Annotated in this window: 24 protein-coding genes; 15 read left to right on the top strand and 9 right to left on the bottom strand. The window is 69.3% G+C overall.

The genetic code is table 11. From position 1 onward, the window contains the following. Nucleotides 1–231: 231 nt before the first annotated feature. Nucleotides 232–1,110: a dimethylargininase gene (gene ddaH / locus L687_RS34015; protein WP_021200304.1), complete on the top strand. Its 879-nt coding sequence runs from the start codon at nucleotides 232–234 to the stop codon at nucleotides 1,108–1,110. After that, nucleotides 1,107–2,348, top strand: coding sequence for an ornithine--oxo-acid transaminase (gene rocD, locus L687_RS34010; protein WP_021200303.1), 1,242 nt, complete (start codon nucleotides 1,107–1,109; stop codon nucleotides 2,346–2,348). The genes ddaH and rocD overlap by 4 nt, the downstream gene beginning before the upstream one ends. Before the next feature lie 114 nt (nucleotides 2,349–2,462). On the opposite strand, the gene L687_RS34005 is transcribed toward rocD, so the two are convergent. From L687_RS34005 to L687_RS33995, 3 genes are all read right to left on the bottom strand, one after another. Then, nucleotides 2,463–2,750 carry a hypothetical protein gene (locus L687_RS34005; RefSeq protein WP_021200302.1) on the bottom strand — a complete coding sequence of 96 codons (288 nt, stop codon included), beginning with the start codon at nucleotides 2,748–2,750 and terminating at the stop codon, nucleotides 2,463–2,465. A gap of 63 nt (nucleotides 2,751–2,813) precedes the next feature. Beyond that, nucleotides 2,814–4,148 (bottom strand): MFS transporter, encoded by a 1,335-nt coding sequence (locus tag L687_RS34000; protein WP_031207541.1) that lies wholly within the window; start codon nucleotides 4,146–4,148, stop codon nucleotides 2,814–2,816. Between the two features lie 5 nt (nucleotides 4,149–4,153). After that, nucleotides 4,154–4,594, bottom strand: coding sequence for a MarR family winged helix-turn-helix transcriptional regulator (locus tag L687_RS33995; RefSeq protein ID WP_021200300.1), 441 nt, complete (start codon nucleotides 4,592–4,594; stop codon nucleotides 4,154–4,156). A 59-nt stretch (nucleotides 4,595–4,653) separates the two neighbouring features. On the opposite strand from L687_RS33995, the gene L687_RS33990 reads away from it, so the two are divergent. From L687_RS33990 to L687_RS33970, 5 genes are all read left to right on the top strand, one after another. Beyond that, a complete protein-coding gene (locus L687_RS33990; RefSeq protein ID WP_021200299.1) occupies nucleotides 4,654–5,391 on the top strand; it encodes a copper homeostasis protein CutC in 738 nt (245 codons plus the stop codon). A 55-nt stretch (nucleotides 5,392–5,446) separates the two neighbouring features. Then, nucleotides 5,447–6,298: an alpha/beta fold hydrolase gene (locus L687_RS33985; protein ID WP_021200298.1), complete on the top strand. Its 852-nt coding sequence runs from the start codon at nucleotides 5,447–5,449 to the stop codon at nucleotides 6,296–6,298. A gap of 212 nt (nucleotides 6,299–6,510) precedes the next feature. After that, nucleotides 6,511–7,302: a DUF1684 domain-containing protein gene (locus L687_RS33980; protein WP_231494475.1), complete on the top strand. Its 792-nt coding sequence runs from the start codon at nucleotides 6,511–6,513 to the stop codon at nucleotides 7,300–7,302. Nucleotides 7,303–7,339: 37 nt separating this feature from the next. Beyond that, nucleotides 7,340–8,389, top strand: a complete 1,050-nt coding sequence (locus L687_RS33975; RefSeq protein WP_021200296.1) for a lipoate--protein ligase family protein — start codon at nucleotides 7,340–7,342, stop codon at nucleotides 8,387–8,389. A gap of 59 nt (nucleotides 8,390–8,448) precedes the next feature. Next, complete coding sequence (locus L687_RS33970; protein ID WP_040569761.1) at nucleotides 8,449–9,414, top strand: DNA-methyltransferase; 966 nt, start codon at nucleotides 8,449–8,451, stop codon at nucleotides 9,412–9,414. Between the two features lie 9 nt (nucleotides 9,415–9,423). Here the strand turns inward: L687_RS33970 and L687_RS33965 are convergent, their stop codons facing one another. Then, complete coding sequence (locus L687_RS33965; protein ID WP_021200294.1) at nucleotides 9,424–9,993, bottom strand: TetR/AcrR family transcriptional regulator; 570 nt, start codon at nucleotides 9,991–9,993, stop codon at nucleotides 9,424–9,426. A 171-nt stretch (nucleotides 9,994–10,164) separates the two neighbouring features. Between L687_RS33965 and L687_RS33960 the strand changes: the two genes are divergently transcribed. From L687_RS33960 to L687_RS33950, 3 genes are read left to right on the top strand one after another with little or no spacing between them, the layout of a single operon-like run. Beyond that, nucleotides 10,165–11,472: an MFS transporter gene (locus L687_RS33960; RefSeq protein WP_021200293.1), complete on the top strand. Its 1,308-nt coding sequence runs from the start codon at nucleotides 10,165–10,167 to the stop codon at nucleotides 11,470–11,472. Nucleotides 11,473–11,501: 29 nt separating this feature from the next. Then, a complete protein-coding gene (locus L687_RS33955; protein WP_031207538.1) occupies nucleotides 11,502–13,013 on the top strand; it encodes a carboxylesterase/lipase family protein in 1,512 nt (503 codons plus the stop codon). After that, entirely contained in the window at nucleotides 13,010–13,747 is a 738-nt protein-coding gene (locus tag L687_RS33950) for a phosphatase PAP2 family protein (protein WP_021200291.1), read from the top strand. Before L687_RS33955 ends, L687_RS33950 begins: the two co-directional genes overlap by 4 nt. Before the next feature lie 73 nt (nucleotides 13,748–13,820). On the opposite strand, the gene L687_RS33945 is transcribed toward L687_RS33950, so the two are convergent. Genes L687_RS33945 through L687_RS33935 form a run of 3 tightly spaced genes read right to left on the bottom strand, consistent with a single transcriptional unit; the run spans nucleotide 13,821 to nucleotide 16,085 of the window. Further along, nucleotides 13,821–14,168 carry a cupin domain-containing protein gene (locus tag L687_RS33945; protein ID WP_021200290.1) on the bottom strand — a complete coding sequence of 116 codons (348 nt, stop codon included), beginning with the start codon at nucleotides 14,166–14,168 and terminating at the stop codon, nucleotides 13,821–13,823. Beyond that, a complete protein-coding gene (locus tag L687_RS33940; RefSeq protein ID WP_021200289.1) occupies nucleotides 14,165–15,568 on the bottom strand; it encodes an NAD(P)/FAD-dependent oxidoreductase in 1,404 nt (467 codons plus the stop codon). Before L687_RS33940 ends, L687_RS33945 begins: the two co-directional genes overlap by 4 nt. A 49-nt stretch (nucleotides 15,569–15,617) precedes the next feature. After that, the gene (locus tag L687_RS33935) at nucleotides 15,618–16,085 is read right to left on the bottom strand and encodes an Lrp/AsnC family transcriptional regulator (RefSeq protein WP_021200288.1); all 468 of its coding nucleotides are present in this window, start codon (nucleotides 16,083–16,085) and stop codon (nucleotides 15,618–15,620) included. A 99-nt stretch (nucleotides 16,086–16,184) separates the two neighbouring features. Here L687_RS33935 and L687_RS33930 point away from each other — a divergent pair, with 99 nt between their 5' ends. Then, entirely contained in the window at nucleotides 16,185–17,636 is a 1,452-nt protein-coding gene (locus L687_RS33930) for a gamma-aminobutyraldehyde dehydrogenase (protein WP_021200287.1), read from the top strand. An 80-nt stretch (nucleotides 17,637–17,716) separates the two neighbouring features. On the opposite strand, the gene L687_RS33925 is transcribed toward L687_RS33930, so the two are convergent. Together L687_RS33925 and L687_RS41590 are read right to left on the bottom strand one after the other, a co-directional pair. Continuing rightward, complete coding sequence (locus L687_RS33925) at nucleotides 17,717–18,241, bottom strand: GNAT family N-acetyltransferase (protein WP_021200286.1); 525 nt, start codon at nucleotides 18,239–18,241, stop codon at nucleotides 17,717–17,719. Between the two features lie 52 nt (nucleotides 18,242–18,293). Next, nucleotides 18,294–19,073, bottom strand: a complete 780-nt coding sequence (locus tag L687_RS41590) for a M23 family metallopeptidase (protein ID WP_021200285.1) — start codon at nucleotides 19,071–19,073, stop codon at nucleotides 18,294–18,296. Between the two features lie 760 nt (nucleotides 19,074–19,833). On the opposite strand from L687_RS41590, the gene L687_RS41910 reads away from it, so the two are divergent. The 4 genes from L687_RS41910 to L687_RS33900 all read left to right on the top strand — a co-directional run bounded on the left by L687_RS41910 (nucleotide 19,834) and on the right by L687_RS33900 (nucleotide 25,141). Further along, nucleotides 19,834–21,366 (top strand): HNH endonuclease signature motif containing protein, encoded by a 1,533-nt coding sequence (locus L687_RS41910; protein ID WP_021200283.1) that lies wholly within the window; start codon nucleotides 19,834–19,836, stop codon nucleotides 21,364–21,366. Between the two features lie 255 nt (nucleotides 21,367–21,621). Further along, on the top strand, nucleotides 21,622–22,770 hold the full coding sequence (locus L687_RS33910) for an ROK family transcriptional regulator (protein ID WP_021200282.1): 1,149 nt from the start codon (nucleotides 21,622–21,624) through the stop codon (nucleotides 22,768–22,770). Nucleotides 22,771–22,859: 89 nt separating this feature from the next. Beyond that, on the top strand, nucleotides 22,860–23,807 hold the full coding sequence (locus L687_RS33905; protein ID WP_021200281.1) for a polysaccharide deacetylase family protein: 948 nt from the start codon (nucleotides 22,860–22,862) through the stop codon (nucleotides 23,805–23,807). Next, nucleotides 23,804–25,141, top strand: a complete 1,338-nt coding sequence (locus L687_RS33900; protein WP_021200280.1) for an MFS transporter — start codon at nucleotides 23,804–23,806, stop codon at nucleotides 25,139–25,141. The genes L687_RS33905 and L687_RS33900 overlap by 4 nt, the downstream gene beginning before the upstream one ends. The last annotated feature ends 15 nt before the right edge of the window (nucleotides 25,142–25,156 follow it).

Here is a 25,156-nt window from a genome sequence, read left to right as displayed (position 1 = left end):
GGACGGAGATGGGACGGGGATGGGGGACGGAGATGGGACGGGGATGGGGCAGGGGCGGGGGTGGAGGGGAACGGGCGGCGCTCTGGCGGCGTACAGGGGGCGGGTGACAGAATGGACCTCGGCGTGCCCGAGTCGCATCTTCCCCGACGCCCGCTCGATCGAGCGAAGGGTCGAAGGACCGCCGGGCCCCTGGACAGCGTCCGCCGCGCCCGTCCCACGAGGAGAGCACCCATGTCGACGCCTGAAGCCGCCGTCTCCACCGCCCCCGCCCGCACCGCGCACCACCGCCGCTATCTCATGTGCAAGCCGGAGCACTTCACGGTCAACTACTCCATCAACCCGTGGATGGAGCCGACCAAGCCCACCGACACCGCCAACGCGGTCGCGCAGTGGCAGAAGCTCCACGACCTGTACATCGAGCTGGGCCACGAGGTCGAGCTCATCGAGCCGCTTCCCGGCTACCCCGACATGGTCTACACGGCCAACGGCGGATTCCTCATCGACGGTCGCGCCTACGTGCCCGAGTTCCGTTTCGTCGAGCGTCAGGGCGAGTCGCCGGCTTTCGCCGACTGGTTCCGTGCTGCGGGCTACGACACGGTGATGCCGAAGGAGGTCAACGAGGGCGAGGGTGACTTCCTTCTCGTCGGCGACGTGATCCTGGCCGGTACCGGCTTCCGCTCCACGGGCGACAGCCACCGCGAGGTCGGCGAGGTCTTCGGGCGCGAGGTCGTGTCGCTCAACCTGGTCGACCCGCGTTTCTACCACCTCGACACCGCGATCGCCGTGCTCGATCCGGTGCAGGGTGTCGAGAACGGCGGCCCGGAGCGCGCGAACATCGCCTACCTCCCCGGCGCCTTCGACGACGCCAGCCGTGCGATCCTCGAGGAGCGCTTCCCCGACGCGATCCTGGTCTCTGACGAGGACGGTTCGGTGTTCGGCCTGAACTCGGCGAGCGACGGCTACAACGTGGTCATCTCGCCGCGGGCGAAGGGCTTCGAGAAGCAGCTGCGCGAGCGCGGCTACAACCCGATCATGGTGGACCTGTCCGAGCTGCTGCTCGGCGGCGGCGGCATCAAGTGCTGCACGCTCGAGCTGCGGGGTGCGAAGTGACCGCGGTCGACGAGACCACGGGAACAGCGACCCCGGGTACAGCGGCCACGGCGGGAGAGGCGGGCACCGAGCCGCACGTCGCCCACAACTACCACCCGCTGCCGGTGAACATCGCCCGCGCGGAGGGTGCGTGGGTGACCGACGTCGAGGGCAAGCGTTACCTCGACCTGCTCGCGGCGTACTCGGCCGTGAACTTCGGCCACCGGCATCCGGCCCTCGTCGCCGCGCTCACCGAGCAGCTCGGCCGGGTCACGCTCGTCAGCCGTGCGTTCCAGAGCGACCGGCTGGAGCCGTTCGCCGCGGCGCTCGCGGAGCTGGCGGGCAAGGATCTCGTGCTGCCGATGAACACCGGCGCCGAGGCCGTCGAGACCGGCATCAAGGTCGCCCGCGCCTGGGGCTATCGCGTGAAGGGCATCCCCGAGGGCAAGGCGCGCATCATCGTCGCGGCCGGCAACTTCCACGGCCGCACGACGACGATCGTCAGCTTCAGCGACGACGACACGGCGCGTGACGACTTCGGCCCCTACACACCGGGCTTCGATGTGGTGCCGTACGGAGATGCGGATGCCATCGCCGCTGCCATCACCGACGACACGGCGGCCGTGCTGGTCGAGCCGATCCAGGGCGAGGCCGGTGTCGTGATCCCGCCGGAGGGCTACCTCCGCCGCATCCGCGAGATCTGCGACGAGAAGAACGTGCTGTTCATCGCCGACGAGATCCAGGCGGGGCTCGGCCGCGTGGGCGAGACCTTCGCGTGCGATCGTGAAGGCGTCGTGCCCGACCTGTACCTCCTGGGCAAGGCGCTCGGCGGCGGCATCCTCCCGGTATCCGCCGTGGTCGGCGACGCCGACGTGCTGGGCGTCATCCGACCGGGCGAGCACGGGTCGACGTTCGGCGGCAACCCGCTGGCCGCGGCCGTGGGCCTGCGCGTGGTCGAGATGCTGCAGACCGGTGAGTTCCAGGAGCGGGCGCGCGCACTCGGCGCCCACCTGGAGCAGGCGCTGCAGCCGCTGATCGGGCACGGCGTCACGGCCGTGCGCATCGCCGGGCTCTGGGCCGGCGTCGACATCGATCCCGCGAAGGGCACCGGGCGTCAGATCGCCGAGAAGCTGCTCGAACGCGGCGTGCTCGTCAAGGACACGCACGGACAGACGGTGCGCATCGCTCCGCCGCTCGTGATCCGCGCGACCGAGCTCGACTGGGCGGTGGAGCAGCTCAAGCTCGTGCTGGGCGCCTAGGCCCGACGCGCAGAACCCTACCCGCGCGGCTCGACGCGACACGAGCAACGCCACCGCAGGGGAGGGCCGTCTCTGGGGATGGACGGCTGGCGGTGGCGTTGCCCTCGTGCACGCTCAGGCGGGCGGGGAATCCGGATCGAGCGTCTTGAGGGTGTCCTCTTCGGCGGCGTTGTCCGCGTCGAGCTGATCCTCGGTGTGCTCGTCGCCACCGAGCGCTGCGCGATGGCCCTGGCCGGCGTCGCCCTGGATGGCGCCGCCCGTGGATTCGCCGCGCGAGCTGTCGCCCTGGATGGCGCCGCCGGTGCCGTCGCCCTGGCCGGAGTCTTCGTCCGGTGCTCCGACGCCGGGCGCGCCCTCTGCCGGATCCTGCGGATGGGGGGTGCGTTCCGTGTTCTCGTCCATGCACAGACGGTACGACCGGTCGCCCCGGGTCGTGCAGGGCGTTGACAAATACCGCGACGAGGGTCAGTCTCCGAGGTCGCGCTTCTCGGCGGTGCGGATCGGCGTGGTCACGGCGGCCTCGTCGCTGAACTCGATCGGGTCGACCTCGATCACGCGAAGCGGGCGGGTCTCGTCGAGCGTGAGCAGGAACCGGCGGTTCTCGTCCCGGCGGAGTCGGCCGGAGGTCGCGACCCAGATCACCCCGATCGCGCAGGCCACGAACCCGGCCGTGCCACCGAGCATGATCGCGGCCCGCGGGCCGAACGTGTCGGCGACCCATCCCGCGATGGGGGCCCCGATGGGGGTCGAACCCATGATGACGGCCATATACAGGGCGAGCACGCGTCCGCGCAGAGCGGGGTCGGTCGTGATCTGCACGTAGCCGTTGGCGGTGGTGAGCAGCGTCACGATCATGAAGCCGGTGAAGGTCAGAGTGACGGCGTAGGAGGCATACGTGGGCATGGCCGACGACACGAACGCGGCGATGCCGAAACCTCCGGCAGCGAGGATCACCACGCGCACTCTGGCGCGATCGCGCCGGGCGGCGAGGAGCGCCCCGATGAGGGATCCGATCGCGAGCACCGAGCTGAGCACGCCGTAGCCGTCGGCGCCCGCACCGAACTCGAGCGCCATGGTCGAGGCGAAGATCGGGAAGTTCATGCCGAAGGCGCCGATCAGGAAGACCGTCACGAACACCACGCGCAGGTCGCTGCGCCCCCACACATACCGGAACCCGTCGGCGAGCCCGCCGCGATTGCGGTTCTTCAGACGCGGGGCGAGCAGGCTGCGGCGCATGAGCAGCAGGGCGAGCAGCATCGCCAGGAACGTCGCCGCGTTCACGATGAACACCCAGCCCGAGCCGATCGCCACGATCAGCAGGCCGCCGACGGCGGGTCCGACCATGCGGGCGAGGTTGAACGACGCGGAGTTGAGGGCCACCGCGTTGGAGGTGTCGCCGGTGGAGACCATGTCGGAGACGAACGCCTGTCGAGCCGGAGCGTCGAACGCGTTCACGATGCCGAATCCGAGGGCGAAGCCGAACATCATCGGCAGGGTCATGAGGCCGCCGAGCAGCAGCGCGCCGACCGCGATCGCGAGGGCGAGCAGCGCCGACTGGGTGGCGAACAGGATGTGCCGCCGGTCGAAGCGGTCGGCCACCCACCCGGTCAGGCTCACGAGCACGAGCGGGGGCCCGAACTGCAGGGCCATCGTGACGCCCATCGCGGTGGCGTCGTTGTCGGTGAGCTCGGTGAGCACCACCCAGTCCTGCGCCGTGGCCTGCATCCAACCGCCGACGTTGGAGATCAGGGCGCCCGCGAACCAGATCCGGTAGTTGATGTTCGCGAAGGAGCGGAACATGGCGCTCATCGCTCCACCACCCGCCTCATCAGGGCGCTGGCTTCACGCAGCGTGGTCAGCTCGGCCTCGGAGTAGTCGACCTCGCGCAGCATGTCGGCGAGCAGCTCGTCGCGACGGCGGATGGTCTCGACGACGATCTCGCTCCCGGCCTCGGTGATGTCGACCTGCACGCGGCGGCGATCGTCCTCATCGGGGGTGCGCACGACGAAGCCCTGCTCTTCGAGGCCGTTGATCGTGCTGGTCATCGACGGTGCGGTGACGCGCTCGCGCTGGGCGAGGGTCGAGATCGTACGGCGTCCGTTCATGCGCAGGTCGGCGAGCACCGCCAGCTGCGCGTCGCTCATCGAGTCGGCGGCGCGGGCGCAGCGAAGGCGGCGGGCCAGCCGGAACGTGGCCATGCGAAGGTCTGTGGCGGTGAGGTCGAGGGATTCATCAGACGCAGACATTACTTAGATAGCCTATCTAATTTTCCGGATGCCGGCAGGGGAGCGGGCACAATGGAGGGGTGACCCGATCGCTCGCCTTGGAAATCGCCGTGCAGGACCCCGCCGGAGTGCGGATCGCCAAGGAGGTCGGCGCTGCACGCGTCGAACTCGCCACCGCCCTCGCCCTCGGCGGACTGACCCCGTCGCCGGCGACGCTCGAACTCGCCGTCGAGGCGGCAGGAGCCGACGGCCCCGAGGTGCACGTGCTGATCCGCCCACGCGCGGGTGGATTCCACTACGACGACGACGAGCTGGCGGTCGCCGAGCTCGACGTGCGCCGTGCGATCGCCTCCGGTGCCTCCGGTGTGGTCATCGGTGCCCTGGATGCCGACGGGCGTCTCGACCTGTTCGCGATGGCGCGTCTGCGTGATGCGGCCGGGGGAGCGCCCGCCACGCTGCACCGTGCGATCGATGTGACGGCCGACCCTGTCGCGACACTGCAGAGCGCCCGCGAGCTGGGCCTGCGTCGTGTGCTCACGTCCGGGGGAGCGTCCGCGGCGATCGACGGCATCGACACGCTGCGTGCCCTCGTCGCCGCAGCCGAGGGCGAGATCGAGATCATGGCGGGCAGCGGCGTCGACGTGGCCAGCGCCCCGGTTCTGGCGGCGGCGGGGGTCGATGCGATCCACTTCTCCGCCAAGCGCGCCGTGACCCAGGACGGCGGCGTGCGCATGGGCTCCGCCTCCGACGGGGTCGGCGGATACGAGGTCACCGATCGCGACATCGCCTTCGCGATCCGGGATGCCCTCGCGCGGTAGCCGCCCGCCTCGCCCGGTAGCCGCCCTCTCGCGTGATGGGTAGGCTCGCACCGTGATGGATACCCGTGAGTTCACCGATGCCTATGGCGTCGACATCGTCTACGACGTCCATCCCGCCGAGGGGACTCCCCGCGGCGTGGTGCAGCTGCTGCACGGCGTCGGCGAGCATGCGGGGAGGTACGGCGCGCTGATCGCGGCGCTCACCGCTGCCGGTTTCCACGTCTACGCCGATGACCATCGTGGACACGGTCGCACCGGCATCCGTCAGCACGGCGGCCCGGAGAAGCTCGGCCGTCTGGGCAAGGGCGGGCTGCGCGCGGCCGAGGAGGCCGTCTGGCAGCTGACGGGCATCATCCGCGACGAGAACCCCGATCTGCCCCTCGTGCTGCTCGGTCATTCCTGGGGTTCGTTCCTGGCGCAGATGCTCGTCAACGACCACCCGGAAGCCTGGGACGCCGTCATCCTCTCCGGCTCGGCACTGCGGATGCCGGGGTCGCTCAACGCCGCGCCCCTGAACGCGCGCTGGGCAGGCGAGGGCGCGACCGGTCTCGAATGGCTCAGCCGCGACCCCGCCGTCTGGGCCGCGTTCGATGAGGATCCGCTGACCACCGACGTGCCGCTGCTCAAGCTCTTCGGCCCGATCGAGGCCGCGAAGCTCTACGGTCGTCCGGCCAAGGACCTGGGACACGACATCCCGATGCTGCTGCTCGTGGGTCGCGACGACCCGGTGGGTGGACCCCGCAGCGTGCACAAGCTCGCCGACGAGTACCGCAGCCGTTCCGGTCTCACCGACGTCACGACGCTCGTCTACCCGGATGCGCGGCACGAGATCTTCGCCGAGCTGCAGCAGGAAGAGGTGCGCGCCGACGTGCTCGCCTGGCTCGACACGCACATCCCCGCGCGCTGAGACTCACGTCGCCATCGGCGAGACCCACGGCCCGCGCCCATACCCACCGTGGCGCGCGTACGTGAACATGGGTGTCGGCGGAGAGCGTGGGTCTCGGTGTGAGATCTTTCCGACGATGCCGGTATGACGCGGCGTTACGCGCGGTGAAGGCGTGTGACACGACCGCCTCGCCGGCCGCGGAGCCCCCGTAGATTCGGGGCAATATTCCGCGCATGAGCGAGGAGAGCCCCCGCTGTGCGGTTCCCTCGCCGGGAGGGAGCGCTCCGTTGAGCTTCGTGAAGGACTGGCAGGACTGGCACGCGTCACGCGAGCGCTATGCGGGCTCGGAGTACGGTCCGTCGGCGCTCGAGTCGACGAACTGGCTCATCACCGAAGCGGCGGCCGTCGACGGCATCCCCGGGCTCTGGGCGCTCACCGGCGACGGGGGTATCCGTGGCAGCGAGCTCGGCCAGGCGGGATCCACCGTCGTGCTGCGCGGAGGCGAGAGCATCCGTCTCGGCCGGCGTGAGCTGCGGGTGTTCGAGCGCCACGGCACGCTCGCCCTGCGTGTGCTGAATCCGGCACGCCCGCAACGCGAGTGGTTCACGGCGATCGACGCCTACGCCCCCGATGAGCGCTGGCGGCTGCCGGCCGTGTTCGAGGAGACCCCGGACGAGCGGATCGTGATCACCTCGGTCGACGGCGATGCGCGCGAGACTCCCGTCGCCGGGCGGCTGCGGTTCGAGCTGGCGGGGGCGCCGCAGACGCTCACCGTGACCAGGAGCGCCCAGGGCGCGTTGAGCGCGGTGTTCGCCGACGGGACGAACGGGCTCGAGACCTACCGCTTCCGCTTCCTCCCTGTCGACGAACCCGCCGCCGACGGCACGGCCGTGATCGACTTCAACCGCGCCTACCTGCCACCGTGTGCGTTCTCGGATCAGTTCGTGTGCCCGCTGCCGCCCGCCGGCAACAGGTATTCGACGCCGATCAGGGCGGGAGAGCGCGTGGTGGTGCTCGGAGGCTGACCGCCGGAACGAGGGCTGCGCGCCTTAAGCTGGAACGGTGCACGGTGAATACAAGGTCCCAGGGGGAAAGCTCGTCGTCGTCGACCTCGAGATCGAAGACGACCGGATCTCGCGCTTCCGCCTCGCCGGAGACTTCTTCCTCGAACCCGACTCGGCGCTCGACGACATCAACGCCGCGGTCGACGGGCTGCCCGTGGAGTCCGATGCGACCGCGATCGCGACCGCAGTGCGCGAAGCCCTCCCCGGCGGGGCTCAGCTGCTCGGCTTCACACCCGAGGCCGTGGGCACCGCGGTGCGCCGCGCACTCGTGACCGCCCCGGGGTGGCGTGACTTCGACTGGGAGATCGTGCACGAGAAGGCGGTCTCGCCGCGCATGAACCTGGCCCTCGACGAGGTGCTCACCTCCCGCGTGGGCGAAGGGCGCCGCCGACCCACCCTGCGCATCTGGGAGTGGGACGAGTCGGCCGTGGTGATCGGCTCGTTCCAGTCGTACCGCAACGAGGTCGACCCCGAGGGCGCCGCGAAGCACGGATTCGACGTCGTCCGCCGCATCTCCGGCGGGGGTGCGATGCTCATGGCCGCCGGGCAGATCATCACGTACTCGCTCTATGTGCCGGCATCCCTGGTCGCGGGGATGACCTTCGCCGACTCCTACGCCTTCCTCGACGACTGGGTGCTGCAGGCGCTGCGCTCGCTCGGCATCGACGCGGTCTACCAGCCGCTCAACGACATCGCGAGCCCGACCGGCAAGATCGGCGGTGCCGCCCAGAAGCGCCTCGCCAACGGCGGCGTCCTGCACCACGCCACCCTCTCGTACGACATCGACGGGCAGATGATGACCGAGGTGCTGCGCATCGGCCGCGAGAAGCTCAGCGACAAGGGCACTGCATCCGCCGCCAAGCGCGTCGATCCGCTGCGCAGCCAGACCGGACTAGAGCGCGCCGAGATCATCGAGCGCTTCAAGGACACCTTCCGCTCGCTGACCCATGCCGAGACCGGTTCGATCTCTGCGGACGAGTACGCCGACGCCGAGGCGCTCGTCGAGTCGAAGTTCGCCACCGAGGCGTGGCTGCATCGGGTGCCGTGACGGCGCCGGACCCGGTTGTTCCCGCCGCGGCGGACCCGCAGGGCGCGGCGCCTGACGTCATGCCGGTGATCGCGCCGGTCGTGCCGGGGGCGGTGACGATCGTCGAGGGCGACAACCTCGCCGTCGCGGCGACCCTGCCCTCCGGGTCCTTCAGCCTGGTGTACCTCGATCCGCCGTTCAACACCGGCCGCACGCAGGAGCGGCAGGTGGTCACTGCGCGGCGGACGTTCATGACTCAGGAGGAGAGCGCGGATTCAGGCACGGCAGCCGTCCGAACCGGGAACGCGGAGCCGGTCGTCCTGAGTTCTGCCCCGGGTGCCGGCGAGTCCGAGCCGGGGACCGAGGTGCGGCACGGCTTCCACGGCCATGCGTACGAGCGCGTACGCGGGATGCTGCGTGCCTATGACGACCGCTTCGACGACTACGGCGCCTTCCTGATGCCGCGGCTCGAGGAGGCCTGGCGGCTGCTCGCCGACGACGGCACTCTGTACCTGCACCTCGACTATCGCGAGGCGCACTACGCGAAGGTCATGCTCGACGCGGTCTTCGGACGGGACTGCTTCCTCAACGAGCTGATCTGGGCGTACGACTACGGTGCCAAGTCGCGCAGCCGCTGGCCGACCAAGCACGACACGATCCTGGTCTACGTGAAGAACCCACGGGAGTATGTCTTCAACTCCGACGAGGTCGACCGCGAGCCCTACATGGCGCCCGGGCTGGTCACGGCCGAGAAGGCCGCGCGCGGCAAACTCCCCACCGACGTCTGGTGGCACACCATCGTGCCGACGACCGGACGGGAGAAGACCGGCTACCCCACGCAGAAGCCTGAGGGGATCCTGCGGCGTATCATCACGGCGTCGAGTCGCCCCGGCGACCGGGTGCTCGATCTGTTCGCGGGGAGTGGCACGACGGGAGCTGTCGCCTCGGCGCTCGGCCGCGACGCCGTGCTCGTCGACGACAACCCCGAGGCGGTCCGAATCATGAGGGCCAGAATGCCGCACGCCGTCGCGACGACGCTCGACTGAGGCAGGTCGTCAGGCCGGACGCAGCAGCACCAGGAACTGCTCGATCTCGGCGGCCATGTCGAGGGACGGATCGAGCATCCACGCGGCCTGGAGCCCGTCGGCCAGGGCGTGCAGAGTGCGCACCACCCAGGCGGGGTCGAGGTCGTCGCGCATCCGTCCGGCTTTCTGGTCTTCGGCGACCTGCGCGCGGGTGAAGGCCTCGACCCGCTCGGTGCGCTCGCGGAAATAGGCGTGGGCGGGGTGGGAGGGGTCTCCGGCCTCGGCGGCCAGCTGTGCGTACAGCTGCACGAGACCGGGTACCGAGGTGTTGTGGCGCATGACCGCGAGGAACGCGGAGGAGGCGTCTTCGCCCGCGTATTCCTGCTCGTCGCGGTCGTCTCTGGCGCGGAGGATCGCGACGAAGAGCTCTTCCTTGCTGCCGAAGTAGTGCAGGAGTCCCGCGGGGCTGAGTCCGGCGGCATCCGCGATCTCGCGTACGGAAGCCTTGCGGTATCCGTGCTCCGCGACGACGGCGAGGGCGGCCTCGAGGATCTCCTCGCGTTTGGCGACACCCTTCGCATACGCCCCTCGTGTCGCCATGGCTCCAGGGTAACCGTCACGACCAGATCACAAAAACCAAACAACGTTCGTGAATGACTTGCGAAGGGTGGAGACGATCTGTCAGCATGTCGGGTGAATACCGAATGCCGTTTGGTATTGATCAGATCCGCTCAACATTCCGCTCAACATTCCGCTCAACGAGGAGCCGACATGTCCGTGTCCCCGCTCGACCCCGCCGCCGAACTGGCGCCGACCGGCACCATCCGCGCCGTCCCGCCCGAAGCGGGGGAGCCGGCGGCGAGTCCGCCGGCGAACCGGCGGCTGCTGCCCAGCCTGCTGATCGCCTCCCTCACGCTGTTCGCCACTTACGGCGGACTCATCGCGATCCTTCTTCCCAGCCAGATCCTGATGATCGACGAGGCGAACAAGGTCGGCAACCTCGCCGTCGTGACCACGATCTCCTTCGTGTTCACGCTGTTCGCGCAGCCGATCGTGGGGGCGTTGAGCGACCGCACGCGCTCGCGCTTCGGACGCCGCGTGCCGTGGATGGTGCTCGGCGCGATCATCGGCGGCATCTTTCTGTTCGGGCTGGGCTCGCTGACCGACATCCTCTGGATCACGGTGTTCTGGGTGATCATCCAGGTGGCGCTGAACTTCTTCCAGGCGCCCCTGACCGCGATCACCGCCGATCGGTTCCCGCGTTCGAAGCGCGGCGGGGCGAGCGCGATGATCGGACTCGGCACGCAGGTCGGCATGACCGTCGGCATCATGCTCGCCGGTGCCTTCGCCGCGCAGATCGGCATCGGCTACGCGGTGTTCGGCGGTGCCGTGATCGTGGCGGCACTGCTGTTCGCACTCGTGAACCGCGACTGGTCGTCGAAGCACGCGGCCGTGGATGCGTTCCGCTGGGGTGCATTCTTCCGAGGATTCTGGATCGACCCGCGCCGTCACCCGGACTTCGCCTGGGCGTTCGCCGCGCGGTTCCTGCTGATCCTCGGTTACTTCGTCGTCAGCGCGTATCAGCTGTACATGCTCACCGACTACATCGGCCTGCCACTCGCGGATGCCCAGGGGGCCGTCGTCACCCTCACACTCGTGGCCTTCATCCCGACGCTCATCGCGATCGCCCTCTCCGGGTGGTGGAGCGACAGGGTCGGGCGCCGCAAGGTGTTCATCTACGCCGCCTCCGCCGTGATGGTCGCGGGCCTCGCGATGCCGCTGCTGCAGCCGAACATGACCGGCATGGTCCTGATGAGCATCATCAACGGCGTCGGTTTCGGCCTGTACATGTCGGTGGATGCGGCGCTCATGACCGAGGTGCTGCCGAACGAGGGCGTCTCGGCGGGCAAGGATCTCGGCATCCTCAACGTCGCGACCAATGTGCCGCAGGCGTTGAGTCCCGCCATCGGCGGTGTCATCATCACCTCCGTCGGCGGCTACGCGATGCTCTTCGTCTTCGCGATCGTGTTCGTGATCCTCGCCGCCGTCGCGACCGCGCCGATCAAGGGAGTGCGCTGATGACCGGGAATGAGCAGGAGAATGCTGTGATGACGGATACCGATTTCGACACGACCGCCGACTTCGTCGAGGTGGCCACGGCCGCCGGACGGGTGCGGGGCCGCTGGCGCCCGACGACGGGCGGGCGCGGGAATCCGCGGTCGGCAGCCTTCCTGGGCATCCCGTTCGCGGAGGCGCCGATCGGCGCGCTGCGTTTTCAGGCGCCCGTGCCGAAAGCGCCGTGGGAGGGAGTGCGCGATGCGCTCGAGTTCGCCGCCACCGCCCAGCGCGGCGACCCCGGGGTGACGCTCATCCCCGAACCGAGCGTCGAGGGCGACTCGACGCTCAACGTCAACGTCTTCACGCCGGACCCGACCCCTGCCGCGCAGGGCGCCGGTCTTCCGGTTCTCGTCTGGATCCACGGCGGCGGATACTTCGCCGGCTCGCCCGCGAGCCCCTGGTATGACGGCCGCAACTTCAACCGTGACGGCGTCGTGACCGTGTCGCTCTCCTACCGCCTGGGTTTCGACGGCTTCGGCTGGATCGAGGATGCCCCCTCGAACCGGGGCGTGCGCGACTGGCTGCTCGCCCTCGAGTGGGTGCAGCAGAACATCGCTGAGTTCGGCGGGGATCCGTCGCGCGTCACGATCGCCGGGCAATCCGCCGGCGGAGGAGCCGTGCTGACCCTGCTCGGCATGGAGAAGGCACAGCATCTGTTCCACGGCGTGTACGCGATCTCCGGTGCGCTCGCCGACGTGGCTCCGGCCCGCGCCGAGGCCTTCGGGCGCGGACTCGCCGCAGCGGCCGGGGTCGCGCCCACCGTGGCCGGGTTCTCGACGCTGTCCGAGGACCGCATCCTCGAGCTGCAGAAAAAGGCGACCGAGCTCGGTCCTGATTCGCTCGGGAGTGTGGTCGAAGAGGGCCTTCCGCTCGGTCCGGCCGTCGACGGCGACCTGCTGCCACGCCCGACGCGTGAGGCCCTCCGCGCCGGTGTCGGTGCCGACAAGCCGCTCGTGATCGGTGCGACCGACGACGAGTTCACGATGGTCTTCGCAGGCTCCGAGAAGAAGCTGCGCTGGGTGCCGAGGTCGCTGCTGTTGAACAAGCTCGGCTTGCCGAAGAGTGCGCGTCGGCAGTACCTCGCCGCCAACGCCGACATCACCGGACTCGGCAACGCCCGGGTGGGCGGTCGGCTGCTGACGGACCGGATGTTCCGCTCGGCGCTGCTGAAGATCGTCGCCGACCGCGGTGCCGCTCCCACCTGGCTGTACCGCTTCTCGTGGCCGTCCGGACACTTCGGCTTCGCCGAGCACTGCCTCGATGTGCCGTTCTTCTTCGACTGCCTCGACGGTCCGGCGATGGAGCCGCTCGCGGGTCCGAACCCGCCGCAGGAGCTGGCTGACGAGGTGCACGGCGCCGCTGTCGCGTTCATCGTCGGAGGAGACCCCGGTTGGCCGCGTCACCAGGGATCGAAGGGCATCGCGCGGGTCTACGACGTGCCGACCCGCGACATGTCCGATGCCTACGCCTCCGTGCGGCCGCTGCTGGGAACGCCGTCGTGACCACGGCTGTCGCGGTCGGGGATGCCACCCGACCGGTGGCCTCGCCGCGCCCTCGGTGGATGCTGTGGACCGCTCTCGGGCTGCTCGCGGTGTTCGTGGCTCTCGCGGTCGGCGTGCTCGCAGCGCCCGATGCGCCGTGGACGCAGGGCCTCGACGACCTGTGGCGCAGAGGTGTCGGGGTCGGGCCGGAATCGACGCTGCCCGGCTTCGTGCTGGCGCATATGTTCCAGCATCTCGGTCAGCTCCCTGGGGCGGTGCTCATGATGATCCTCCTCCCGCTGGTGCTGTCGCTGATGGGGCGTTGGCGTTCCGCGCTGTTCGTGATCGCGGTGCAGCTCGCCGGCCCAGGGCTGCTGTCGCAGCTCACGAAGAACCTCGTCGACAGGCCGCGCCCGGCCGAAGACGTGGCCGGTGGACTCTTCGGCCCGCTCGTGCAGGTCGACCACGGTTCGTTCCCGTCCGGACATTCCGTGAGCATGGCCGCGATCATCATCACGGTGCTCGCACTGATCCCGGCATCCGCGGTCTGGGCGCGCCGCGTCTGGATCGTGCTCGGAGTGCTCCTGGCCGTCGGCATGGTGTGGCAGCGCACGCTCATCAATGCGCACTGGTTCACCGACACGTGCGCCGGACTGATCGGCGGGGCGGCGGTCGCGTTCCTGCTCTGGTGGGCGTTCCTGCCCTGGCTGCGGCGCGATCAGGAGCGCCGCGTCTGGTTCCTTCGGAAAGGCTGATCTCTCGCCTTCGAATCGCGCGAACGGCTCCATCGCGCCCGGGGATGCAGCCCTTCGCGCGATTCGAAGAGCGTCAGGTGATGTAGATCTTGCGGAGGGTCTCGGTGACGGTCCAGGTGGTGCGCATGCCCTCGGCGAGGCGCACGACCGAGCCGGGACCGACCTCGAGGTCGGGCAGTCCGGACGAGGCGAACGCGATCGTGGCGCGGCCCGACAGCACGACGAACACCTCGTCGGCCTCGGTGTCGGTCGCGGTGCCGGGGGTCATCTCCCAGACGCCGATCTCGGTCCCGCCGAGTGTCGCGAGTTCCTGCGCGGCGGTCGTGGGCGCGCCGGCGAGCACCTCATCCGCAGGCAGTGACTCGTGTGCCAGAGGCAGGGTTGCGGCATCCAGTCCCGCCCCGGCGGCGAGACCGTTCACGAGTCGAAGCCCATGCCGACGGCGTCGAGCGTCTTGAGGAACAGGTTGCGCCTGCCCTCGTTGTGATCGGCCTGGTTCATCGCGGCGCGGACGAGGTTGACGCCGATCGAGGCGGCAGGCTCGGGCGGGAACGGGATGGGCTTCTCACGCACCATCCGCAGCGCGGTGCGCTCGGTCTCCTCACCGGACAGCTTGTCGAGCATGACGTCGGACGCGAAGCGTGCGGCCCCGACGCCGAGCCCGGTGAAGCCGGTCGCGTAGGCCACGCGGCCCTTGCGGGCGGTGCCGAAGAACGCGCAGAAGCGGCTCGACGAGTCGATCGCTCCGGCCCAGCGGTGGGTGAAGCGCAGGCCCTCCAGCTGCGGGAAGGTCGTGAAGAAGTGCGAGGCGAGCTTGCGGTGGCTCTCCATGCGGTCCTCGTACTCCGCGCGCACTTTGCCGCCGAAGTGGTAGATGGCGTCGTAGCCGCCGAACAGGATGCGGTTGTCGCCCGTGAGCCGGTAGTAGTGGAACTGGTTCGCGCTGTCGGCGAGCCCCTGTCGGTTCGACCAGCCGATCGAGGCCAGTTGCTCGGAGGAGAGCGGCTCGGTCATCAGCACGTAGTCGTACACGGGCACGGTCATCAGGCGGTTGCGTTTGAGGAGCGAGGGGAAGACGTTCGTCCCGAGCGCCACGGCATCCGCGATCACGCGGCCGTTCGCAGTGACCAGCGTGATCGGTCCCGATCCGTCGCCCTCGATGGCGCGGACCAGACTGTGCTCGTAGATCTCGACGCCCAGGTCGGCGGCCACGCGGGCCAGCTCCACAGCCAGCTTGGCCGGATGCACCATCGCGCAGCCGTCGCGGTCCCAGTCGCCGGCGAGGAACGTCTCGGAGTGCACCTCGGCCTGCACCGCTGCGCGGTCGAGGAAGCCCGGCTCATCGCGGTACCACTCCACCTGGTGGGGCTCGATGGCGACGGCCAGCTGTCCGGTGCGCTCGAACTCCGCATCCATCCGGTAGTGCTCGACGGTCTCGCCGATGGCGTCGAGGTTCGCGTGTCCCAGCTCTTCGAGGCGGTCGATCTCCTCCGGCCAGCGGTTCACGCCGTTCTCGTGTCCGTGTGTGAGGCTCGACTCGCAGAAGCCGCCGTTGCGGCCGGAGGCCGCCCAGGCGATGCGCGAGGCCTCGAGCAGCACGACGCGGCGTTCGGGGTCGCGCTCCTTGGCGCGCACCGCCGTCCACAGTCCGGCGTACCCGCCGCCGACGATGGCGAGGTCGGCGCGGACCGTGCCGTTCAGCCGCGGATGTGCCGGCCGGTCGACATCGTCGAGCCAGAACACCCGCAGCGCGGTGTCGCGGAGGGAGTCGTCGATGACGGACGGCGACGGCTGCTGACGTTCGAAGACGGTGGTGCCCATGGTTTCTCTCCGTGGTGTGCGGGTGCGAGGTACGGGAGCGGGGTGCGCGTCAGCGCGTGCCCCAGTTGTAGAGGTCTTTGTAGAGACCGGCGTAGAGCATGCTCTCGGTGTGGGTGATGCCGGGGATGGTGCGGATGCGGGTCGCGATGAGGTCTATCAGGTGCTCGTCGTTCTCACACACGGCCTCGACGAGGATGTCGAACGTGCCGAGCGTGACGACGACGTACGCCAGCTCGGGGATCCGGGTGAGTTCTTCGGCGATCTCCCGCGGATCGCCCGAGACGCGGATTCCGATCATCGACATACGGTGGAAGCCGAGCTGCATCGGGTCGGTGACCGCGACGATCTGGATGATCCCGGCTTCGGTCATCCGCTGCACCCGCTGGCGCGCCGCAGCCTCGCTGAGGCCGACCTCGCGGGCGATCTCGGCGTAGGGGCGTCGCCCGTCCTCCTGCAGCAGCTCGACGATGCGCTTCGAGATGTCATCAAGGGCAGGCTGGGAAGACTTCGTACTCATGTGTCGATATTGTCAGTCATTCCCACCCTCTGCAACTGATTCAGTTGTTTCATATTGCTGGATCTTCAGATTCCGTACTGAAGTCGGTACGATGGCGCCATGCCCAGTCATCTTCTGAAGAACTCCGCGCCGCTGCAGAACTTCATCGGCGGCCGTTTCGTCGACGCGCGTGGTGCCGAGCGGATGCCGCTCCTCGATCCTGTCACCGAAGAGACGTACGGGGAACTCCCGGTGTCGGACGCCGTCGACGTCGATGCCGCCTACGCCGCCGCATCCGCCGCCTTCCCGATCTGGCGCGACACGACGCCCGCCGACCGCCAGCTGGCGCTGTTCCGCATCGCCGATGAGATGGAGGCGCGGGCGGAGGAGTTCGCCGACCTGGAATCGCAGGACACGGGTAAGCCGCGCGCGAGCCTGGTGGCCGACGAGATCATGCAGTCGGTCGACCAGTTGCGCTTCTTCGCGGGTGCGGCGCGCAGCCTCGAGGGTCGGGCGGCGGGGGAGTACCTCGCCGGGCATACCTCGTTCGTGCGGCGCGAGCCCGTCGGCGTGATCGGTCAGGTCACGCCGTGGAACTACCCGCTGAACATGGCCGTGTGGAAGATCGCCCCCGCGCTGGCCGCCGGCAACACCGTCGTGCTGAAGCCCGCGGAGTCCACGCCACTGACCACGCTGTTGCTCGCGGAGATCGTCGCGCTGCATACGCCGGCCGGGACGCTCAACGTCGTGCTCGGCGACCGTGACACCGGTGTCGCGCTGGTCGAGCACCCGACGCCGCAGATGGTGGCGATCACCGGTTCCGTGCGGGCCGGTATGGCCGTGGCTCGTTCGGCGGCGAACGACGTCAAGCGGGTGCACCTCGAGCTCGGCGGCAAGGCTCCGGCGATCGTGTTCTCGGATGCGTCGATCGAGAAGGCCGTCGAGGGCATCATCACCGGTGCCTTCTTCAACGGCGGACAGGACTGCACCGCCGCCACCAGGGTGCTGGTGCACGGATCGAAGCACGACGAGCTGGTCGCCGCTCTGGTCGCCCGGGCGAAGACGCACGCTCGCACCGGCGGCCCGCACGAGGAGGGGGTGCTGTACGGGCCCCTGAGCAGTGCGGCGCAGCTCTCGCAGGTGCAGGGATTCATCGACCGGCTCCCCGCGCACGCGACGATCGAGACCGGCGGACGCCGCCAGGGCGATCGAGGGTACTTCTGGGAGCCCACGATCGTGTCGGGAGTACGACAGGACGACGAGGTCGTGCAGGGGGAGATCTTCGGACCCGTGCTCACGGTGCAGGCGTTCTCGGAGGACGACGAGGCTCTGCGGATGGCGAACGACGTGCCCTACGCGCTCGCCGCCTCGGTGTGGACCACGGATCATGCCCGGGCGATGCGGTTCTCTCGTGACCTCGACTTCGGCTGCGTGTGGATCAACACCCACATCCCGTTCGTGTCGGACATGCCCCACGGCGGGTTCAAGCACTCCGGCTACGGCAAGGACCTGTCGCAATACGGGTTCGACGACTACACCCGCATCAAGCACGTCATGAGCGCTCTCGACTGAGCGGTGCCGGAGGTTCCGGAAGGCGGGAAGTTCCGGAAGGCGCGAGGTCAGGCAGGACGGAGGTGCCGGAAGGTGCGAGGTCAGGTGCCGAGCAGCTTCACGCGACGATGCTCGCGCAGTGTGAGCTGGGGGCGTTCCTCGATCTTGATCGCGCCGTCTTCGATCCAGCCGTGGCGGGCGTAGAACGAATCGGCGCGTTCGTTGCCGTCGAGCACCCAGAGGTAGGCGCGGTTGTGGCCGGCCTCGGCGATCCGCTGTTCGGCGGCTTCCAACAGGGCGTGACCCGCGCCCGTAGACCAGGCGGCGGGATCGGCGTAAATGCCGTACACCTCGCCGTCGGCGACCCCGTCGGGGTCGCGTCCGGAGCCGAGTGAAGCCCATCCGACGATACGGTCGTCGCGCAGGGCGACGACGGTCCCGAGGCTCGTCGGCAACGGTTCGGCGAGGGTGCGACGCCAGCCCACAGCTCTCTCGTCGATGGAGAGGCCGTCGAGCACGGCTTGGTCGATGAGCCCGCGATAGGCGACCTGCCACGAGCGGACATGCACCCCGGCGATGTCGTCGGCGTCCTCCGCGCGGGCGCTGCGGATCTCCAGGGAGCTCATCCATCCACCCTACGGTGAACCGCAGACGGGAGAAGGGGGCGGTCGACGCCGATCAGCTCACGTTCTTCTTGAGCCACGGCAGCGGGTCGACGGGCGCGGTGTTGATGTGCACCTCGAAGTGCAGGCAGGAGCCGAACACGTAGCCGGTCGATCCGACGTCGCCGATGTACTGCCCCTCGTCGACGCAGTCACCGACCTCGACCGCACGGCTTCCGTACGTCATGTGCGAATAGACCGTACTCACGGCCTGCCCGTCGACGATGCTCTCGATCTGGATCGTCACGCCGTAGCCCTGGTAGCTCTCCGTGGACCGTGAGACGCAGCCCTTCATGGCGGCATTGATCGGTGTGCCGACCGGGGCGGCGAAGTCCTGCCCGAGGTGCGAACGTCCCGGCCGCGAGGCGCCGAAGCCATCGGTGAACGAGTAGGTCCCATCGGCCATCGGCATCACGATGCGTCCGGCGAGGGGGATGTCCATCGCGCTCGAGAGCGGCATGCCGGCGGCGACTGCTGCGGCGGCGGCGCGCGAACGGGTCTCCTTGATCTCCTCGGGCGTGGTCGCGGAGAAGTTGCCCCGTGGGTCGATCACAGCGCGGATCTCGGACTTCGCCGTGTAGGACTGCGCGGTGCCGTCGGCGACGGTCGAGACGCTGGAGCTGGCGGCGGCGGCAGGGCCACCCGCGGGGTTGAGGGCGGGAAGCGCTGCCCCGGTGATCATCACGCCGATCGCCAGCGTGGCGCCGAGTGCCTTGGTTTTCGCCCACTGGCGCTTCTGTCGCCGGGCCTCGCCGCGAGAGGTCGGGGCCGTCTTCGGCGTCGACTTCGGTGCCATGTGGCGGGGGCGCAGGCGAGGATCCCAGGTGCGAGGGGTGTGGGGAGCCTGTGGCTGTGGCTGTGGCTGTGGCTGTGCGCGAGGGGGAGCCGCGTCGGGTGCGGCCTGGACTGTCTCCGGCGCGGGGGATGTGGGGGTTGCAGAGGATGCGGGTTCCGTGTCTGCTGCGTGCGTGGGTCCTGTGACTGCTGCGGAGGCGGCGGCCGGATCGGGTTCCGGGGTCGTCTCCGGTACCGCAGCAGCATGGGCGGTGTTCGCCGGGCGGCGACTCTGCGAGTCCGCGGAAATGGAGCGTCGCAGGTCACGCCGCAAAAGCGGTCGGGATGAATCAGGGACTTCGGTGGGAGCTTCCGAGGCGTCGTGATCGCGCTCGGGTGGCAGGGAATTCGTGACGGGATCCTTCCGGGAGGCTGGCGTGCGCGGCGGTCGATCCCCCCGGATGCCACCGTTACCGATCTGTAATTTAATTCGCGAAACCGCGAGCGTCAAATCGAGGGTGGATGATTCGACTCGCCTCTCGGTCATCGGTGCTCTTGCTCATGGGCTTCTGTGTGTGGGTCGTGTCGATGCTCATGTACCGATTCTGCTTCCGGCGTCGGACCGTCGGGGGCGGCGGCATCACGCCTCTACCTGAGATGTGGAAAGACGGATTCGGGGTGAGTTCGTGGAGGAGGGGTGAGGTCAGCGCGTGTTCCAGAATATTGCTCTGATCAGGGTTTATCCGGGAAGGAATGTCGGTACCCCCGAGTTGACTCGACCCATGAACAACCCCGTGGAAGTGCTCGAACAGGTCGTGACCGACCTGGATGCCGTGTTGCGCTCTGACGCGGTGGCGGGGATGCCGGATGCGGTGAAGATAGACCTGCTGCGTATGGCGGGTGAGGTGCAACGGCGGGCGGAGGCAGTCGTCGTGGAGGCGGTCGCGTCGGTCGATGGGCGTCCCGCCGGGTCGGGAGAGGCCGGATTCTGCGGGAAGTTCGGGTGCCGGACGATGAGCGAGTTGCTGCAGCGGGTCCTGCGGACGGACGGGCCCGGTGCAGGGCGGATGCTGAAGGCGGCGCGGGCGGTGCGCCGGGAGGTGGAGTTGTCATCCGGGTTCCGCTCGCCCGCGCGATGGCCCGAACTGCGGGCGGCGCTACTCGACGGGGCCCTCGGTGTGGCCGGGTTGTTGGCCGCGATCGGGCCGGTGGAACAGGCCGGGATCCGTGTCGGGACAGCAGACCGGTTGCTCGCGGACGGGGAGCTGGCGGCCTACTCGCGGGGGATCCCGGCCGCGGGTGCGAGTGCACAGGACGTTCCAGGAGCGGATTCGGGTGCGGGCGTCGAAGGAGACTCCGCGCCGGCGGCGACGCCGGAGGACTTGAGGATTCTGGCGCAGGTCATCGTGCAGTACCTCGATCCTGATGGCGCCGAACCCGCGGACGACATCGCGATGCGCGCCCGGGGGATCGTCTTGGGGCGGGCGAAAGACGGGGTCATCCCGGTCCGAGGCGGGCTCCTGCCCGAAGTCGCGGGACAACTGCAACGCATCTTCGACGCTTACCTGAATCCGAAAGTCGACGGGCCTCCCCTCCCCGGAGTGATGTTCCGACCCTCGGAAGAATCCCCCTGTCGCGATACCGAGCCCACGGGGCCAGACGACGGTGACCTTCCATCCGGTGATCCGGGCCGAATGGTCGACACCCGATCTCGGGCGCAGAAGCAGCACGACATCCTCGCCGCCGCGCTCGGGATCGCCGCCCGCCATGACGACATGCCTCGCCTCGGAGGCGCCGCCCCGACCCTGGTCGTGACCGTCGCTGCCGACGACTACGCCACGGGAAACGGATGGGCCCACATCGACGGCATCGACACCCCCGTTCCCATCCGGGTCGCCGCGCACACCGCCTGCGCCGGCGGAATACAGCGCGTGATGTTCGACTCCGGCGGGCGCATCATCGGGATCGGCGCCACCGACCGGATCTTCACCGCCCATCAACGCCGCGCGATCGCCATCCGCGACGGGGAATGCCTCATCCCCGGCTGTCATGTCCCCGCCACGTGGTGCGAGATCCACCACGTCCAAGAGCATGCGCGCGGCGGGTCCACCCACCCCGACAACGGCGTCGCTCTCTGCTGGCACCACCACCGCACCCTCGGCACCAGCGGATGGGAGATCCGCATGCGCCACGGCATCCCGCACATCCGTGGCCCCGCCTGGTGGGACCCGACCCGGCAGTGGCGAACGCGGCGATCCCGAGGTGGCGGGCGCAGAGAGCCGGCCATCAGCGGCGCGGCACCACTCAGGGTGTGACGCCACCACTCAGGGTGTGAATTGTTGCCACCGAGCCGACTCGAGCCGAGCCGTGCCGTGCCGTTTCGAGCCGAGCCGCGCCGACTTGAGGCTCTGATCGTGACCGTGACCGTGACTTGCCCCACAGCACTCACCGGCACCGGAATCGGCGCGAAGTCTCGACTGGTGCGACGCGATGTGGCATGCTGGCGGGCACTGCGCCCGCCTCAGAAGCCGGGTGAAGTACGCGAAACGAGAGGCGCCTCCGGAACACCTATGTCCAGACCACTCGCGGGACCGCAGGGCCTGCTACGCACGCTCAACGGCCGCGCGATCCTGGAGGCCCTCGCCCGCAGCGGCCCGCAGACCCGCTCGGAGCTGATGTCCGCCACGGGGTTGTCGCGTACCGCTGTGACTCAGGTGCTGCGGATGCTCGAGAACGCCGGAGCAGTCGCGCCTGCGGGAGTGGACCGGGACACGGGGGGTCCCGCCGCCGGACGTGTGGCCCTGCATCCGCGCCTCGGATTCGCCGCGGCCGTGCACGTCGATCACCACGCGGCGCACGTCGTGCTGGTCGACGCGACCGGGATCGTGCGGGCGGAGGCGCACTCGCCGTTCCCCGACGCCGAGAACCGTGTCGCCCACATCGTCGGGCTCGTCGATGAGTGCCGCCGTTCGTTGAAGGCGGCGAAGGGCGCCGTGCACCTCGCGGTCGTCGGGGTGCCCGGCATCGTCACCGCTGACGGAGGCATCCGTGACGACCTCGGTCCCGACGGCGGCGCCTTCCGTGCGGCACTGGCCGCGGCCCTCGACTGTCCTGTCCGCATCGAGAACGACGTCAACCTCGCGGCCCTCGCCGAACTCACCGGCGGCGGCGGAGGAAGCCTCACCAGCTTCGCGCTGTTGCTCCTCGACGACGGACTCGGAGCGGGCATCGTGATCGACGGCGCGCTGCACCGTGGATTCTCCGGCGTCGCCGGTGAGGTCATGTACCTGCCGCAGACCCCCATCCCGATCGGTGCTCCCCTCGTGGGCGATGCAGTCGTCAGCGACCTCGCGCTCGGCGTCGGTCGCGATCCCGCCGCATCTCTCAGCGATCATCTGGAGGCCGCAGTCCACGGAGACGATGGAGCGCTCCAGATCATCTCCGAGGTCGCCCGCCGCATCGTTCTCGTGGCCGGAAGCGTGGGGCTGGTGCTCGACCCTGAGGCGTTCGTCCTCGGTGGCAAGGCGGCTCATCCCGTGCTCGTCGCTGCCATCGAGCGCGTCGCCGGCGAGTATGACGCGCAGCTCCCGCTGCGGTTCCTCGTCTCCTCCTTCGGGCCTGAGGCTCCGCTCATCGGCGCCGTCGACCAGGCCGCGGCCGCACTCCGAGGCGACCTCTTCACCCGGATCCTCACCCCCGCCCCCAAAAGCGCCCGCTGAACACCCCGCCCCCCAACGCCTGCTGAACACCACCCGCCGAACATCGCCCGCCCGAGCAGTGTCGCTCGAACCACCCGACAGGACTCCCGATGACCGCACCGTCCGATCTCGCCGACCGACTCGGCCTCCCGCCCGGCGCACGGGCGATCATCCTCAATGCGGACGACTTCGGCATGTGCCACGCGGCGAACACCGCGATCATGGATCTGCTCACATCCGGGAGCATCGACTCGTCGACCGTGATGGTCCCGTGCTCGTGGTCGCCGGAGGCGCTCGCCTTCGCCGCATCCCGCACCGATCTCGATATCGGCGTGCATCTCGTGCTCACCAGCGAATGGGCGCGCTACCGGTGGCGCCCGCTCACCGGCACCGCCACGACCCTTGTCGATGATGCGGGCTTCTTCCCGACCGAAGTGCTCTCCGTCGAGCGGAACGCCGCCGACGACGACGTCGCTGCCGAACTCGCCGCTCAGGTGCAGGCCGCGCTCGATGCCGGCGTCGATGTGACGCATCTCGACAATCACATGGGTTCGGTCTACGGACTCGTGACCGGACGCGGCTTCCTCCAGCCGGTGTTCGAGCTCGCTGCACGCCACGGCCTCCCGTTCCGGCTGCCCCGCAGCATGGACGGCGTGGGCGAGGACTCCGCGCTCCAGTCTCAACTCGATGCCGCGGCAGCGGCCGCCGATGCTTCCGGCGTCGAGATCATCGACCGGCTCTGGTCGCACCCGTTCGAGCTGCTGCGTGAAGGCACGCCGGACGAGGAGACGTACGCGCAGATGCGTGACGGCTTCATCGCGCTGTTGCGCGCGGTGCCGGCAGGGGTCACGGAGATCTACCTCCATCCGATGGTCGACGACGATGAGCTCCGCGCCGCCGTGGACTTCAGCGCGACGAAGCGCGGATATGAGCTTCGTCTGCTGAAGGACCCCGCGGTCCGGCAGGCCATCGACGATGAGGGGCTCGTGCGCATCGGCTGGCGCGACCTGCGCGACCTGCAGCGGGGACGCGACCTGCAACGGGGAGACGCGCGGTGACCTCCCTGGGCGATCGGGTGCGCGACCGACGCCTCGACGCGGCCCCGAGCAGGTCGCAGGCGATCGCCTTCGGAGCCTCGGGCTTCCCGACGCAGCTGATGGCGCAGACGTTCTCGGCCTTCGTCGTCTACTTCTACGTCTCGCACCTCGCCGTACCGGCCACGTGGGTGGCGGTCGCGATGATCGCTCACGGCATCCTGAACGCCGTGCTCAACCCCGTCGTCGGCACGATCTCCGACCGACTGCGCACTCCGTGGGGCCGGCGCATCCCGTGGATCGGCCTGGGCATCGTGCCGCTGGTCGTCGCATTCGCGCTGGTCTGGATGCCGCCGGAGCTCCCCGTCGCCGGCCTCATCACCTGGTTCCTGGTCGTCGTGGCGGTGTACGACATCGCGTTCGTCGTGGTGGTGCTGAACATCTCGGCACTGTTCCCCGAGATGTTCCGCACCACGGAGGAACGCGCCCGCGGCAACGTGCCGCGACAGATCTTCGCGATCTTCGGCATGGTCCTGGGCACCGCGGGCGCCCCTGCGCTGTACAGCGCGATCGGGTGGCCAGGAATGGCCTTGGTTCTCGGCGCCGTCTGCCTGGTGCTGCTCGTCTGGTCGTTCTTCGGCGGGATGATCGAGCGCCGGCTTCCGGATGCGGAGTCGACGGCATCGTCGGAAGCGATGCGCTGGGCAGACCAGCTGAAGTACACGTTCCGCAACCGGGCGTTCGTTCCGTATGTGCTCGGTTCGCTGTTCGTGCAGACCTCGATCGCGGTGATCCTCGCCGCGATCCCCTTCTACGTGCGCTACTCCCTGCATGCGCCGGAGGGGCAGGGCAGCCTGCTGCTCGGTGCCATCTTCGCCACCGCGATCCCGTCGATCATGCTGTGGAGCGCGGTCGTCCGCCGCACCTCCCCCCGCACCGCTGTGCTGTGGAGCGTCGCGGTGTTCGGGGTCTCCGTGCTCGGCTACCTCGCGCCGTCGAACGTGATCGGCGCGGCTCTGGTCGGTGTCGCGGTCGGCGTGGGGGTCGGGGGCCTGCTGCAGTTGCTCGAGGTCATGCTCGCGCAGATCATCGACGACGATGCCGTGCGCACCGGTCACCGTCGCGAAGGCGCCTACTTCGGGGTGAACGGGTTCGTGGTGCGCGGCTCGGTGGTGCTGCAGGCGATCGTCGCTGCCGTGGTGCTCACGGCCTCCGGCTTCGACGCCGCCCTCGGTGACACGCAGCCCGACAGCGTCGACGGCGGCATCCGGCTGATGCTCGCAGTGATCCCGCTCGGGTTCACCGTCCTCGCCTGGCTCTGCTTCTGGGCGTACCCGATCCGCTCCCGCGACCTCTGACCCTGTCTCTTATAC

This window comes from Microbacterium maritypicum MF109, assembly GCF_000455825.1.
Classification (GTDB): domain Bacteria; phylum Actinomycetota; class Actinomycetes; order Actinomycetales; family Microbacteriaceae; genus Microbacterium; species Microbacterium maritypicum_A.
The sequence above is the reverse complement of the archived record's forward strand: the minus strand, read 5'-3'. Positions and strand labels throughout refer to the sequence as shown.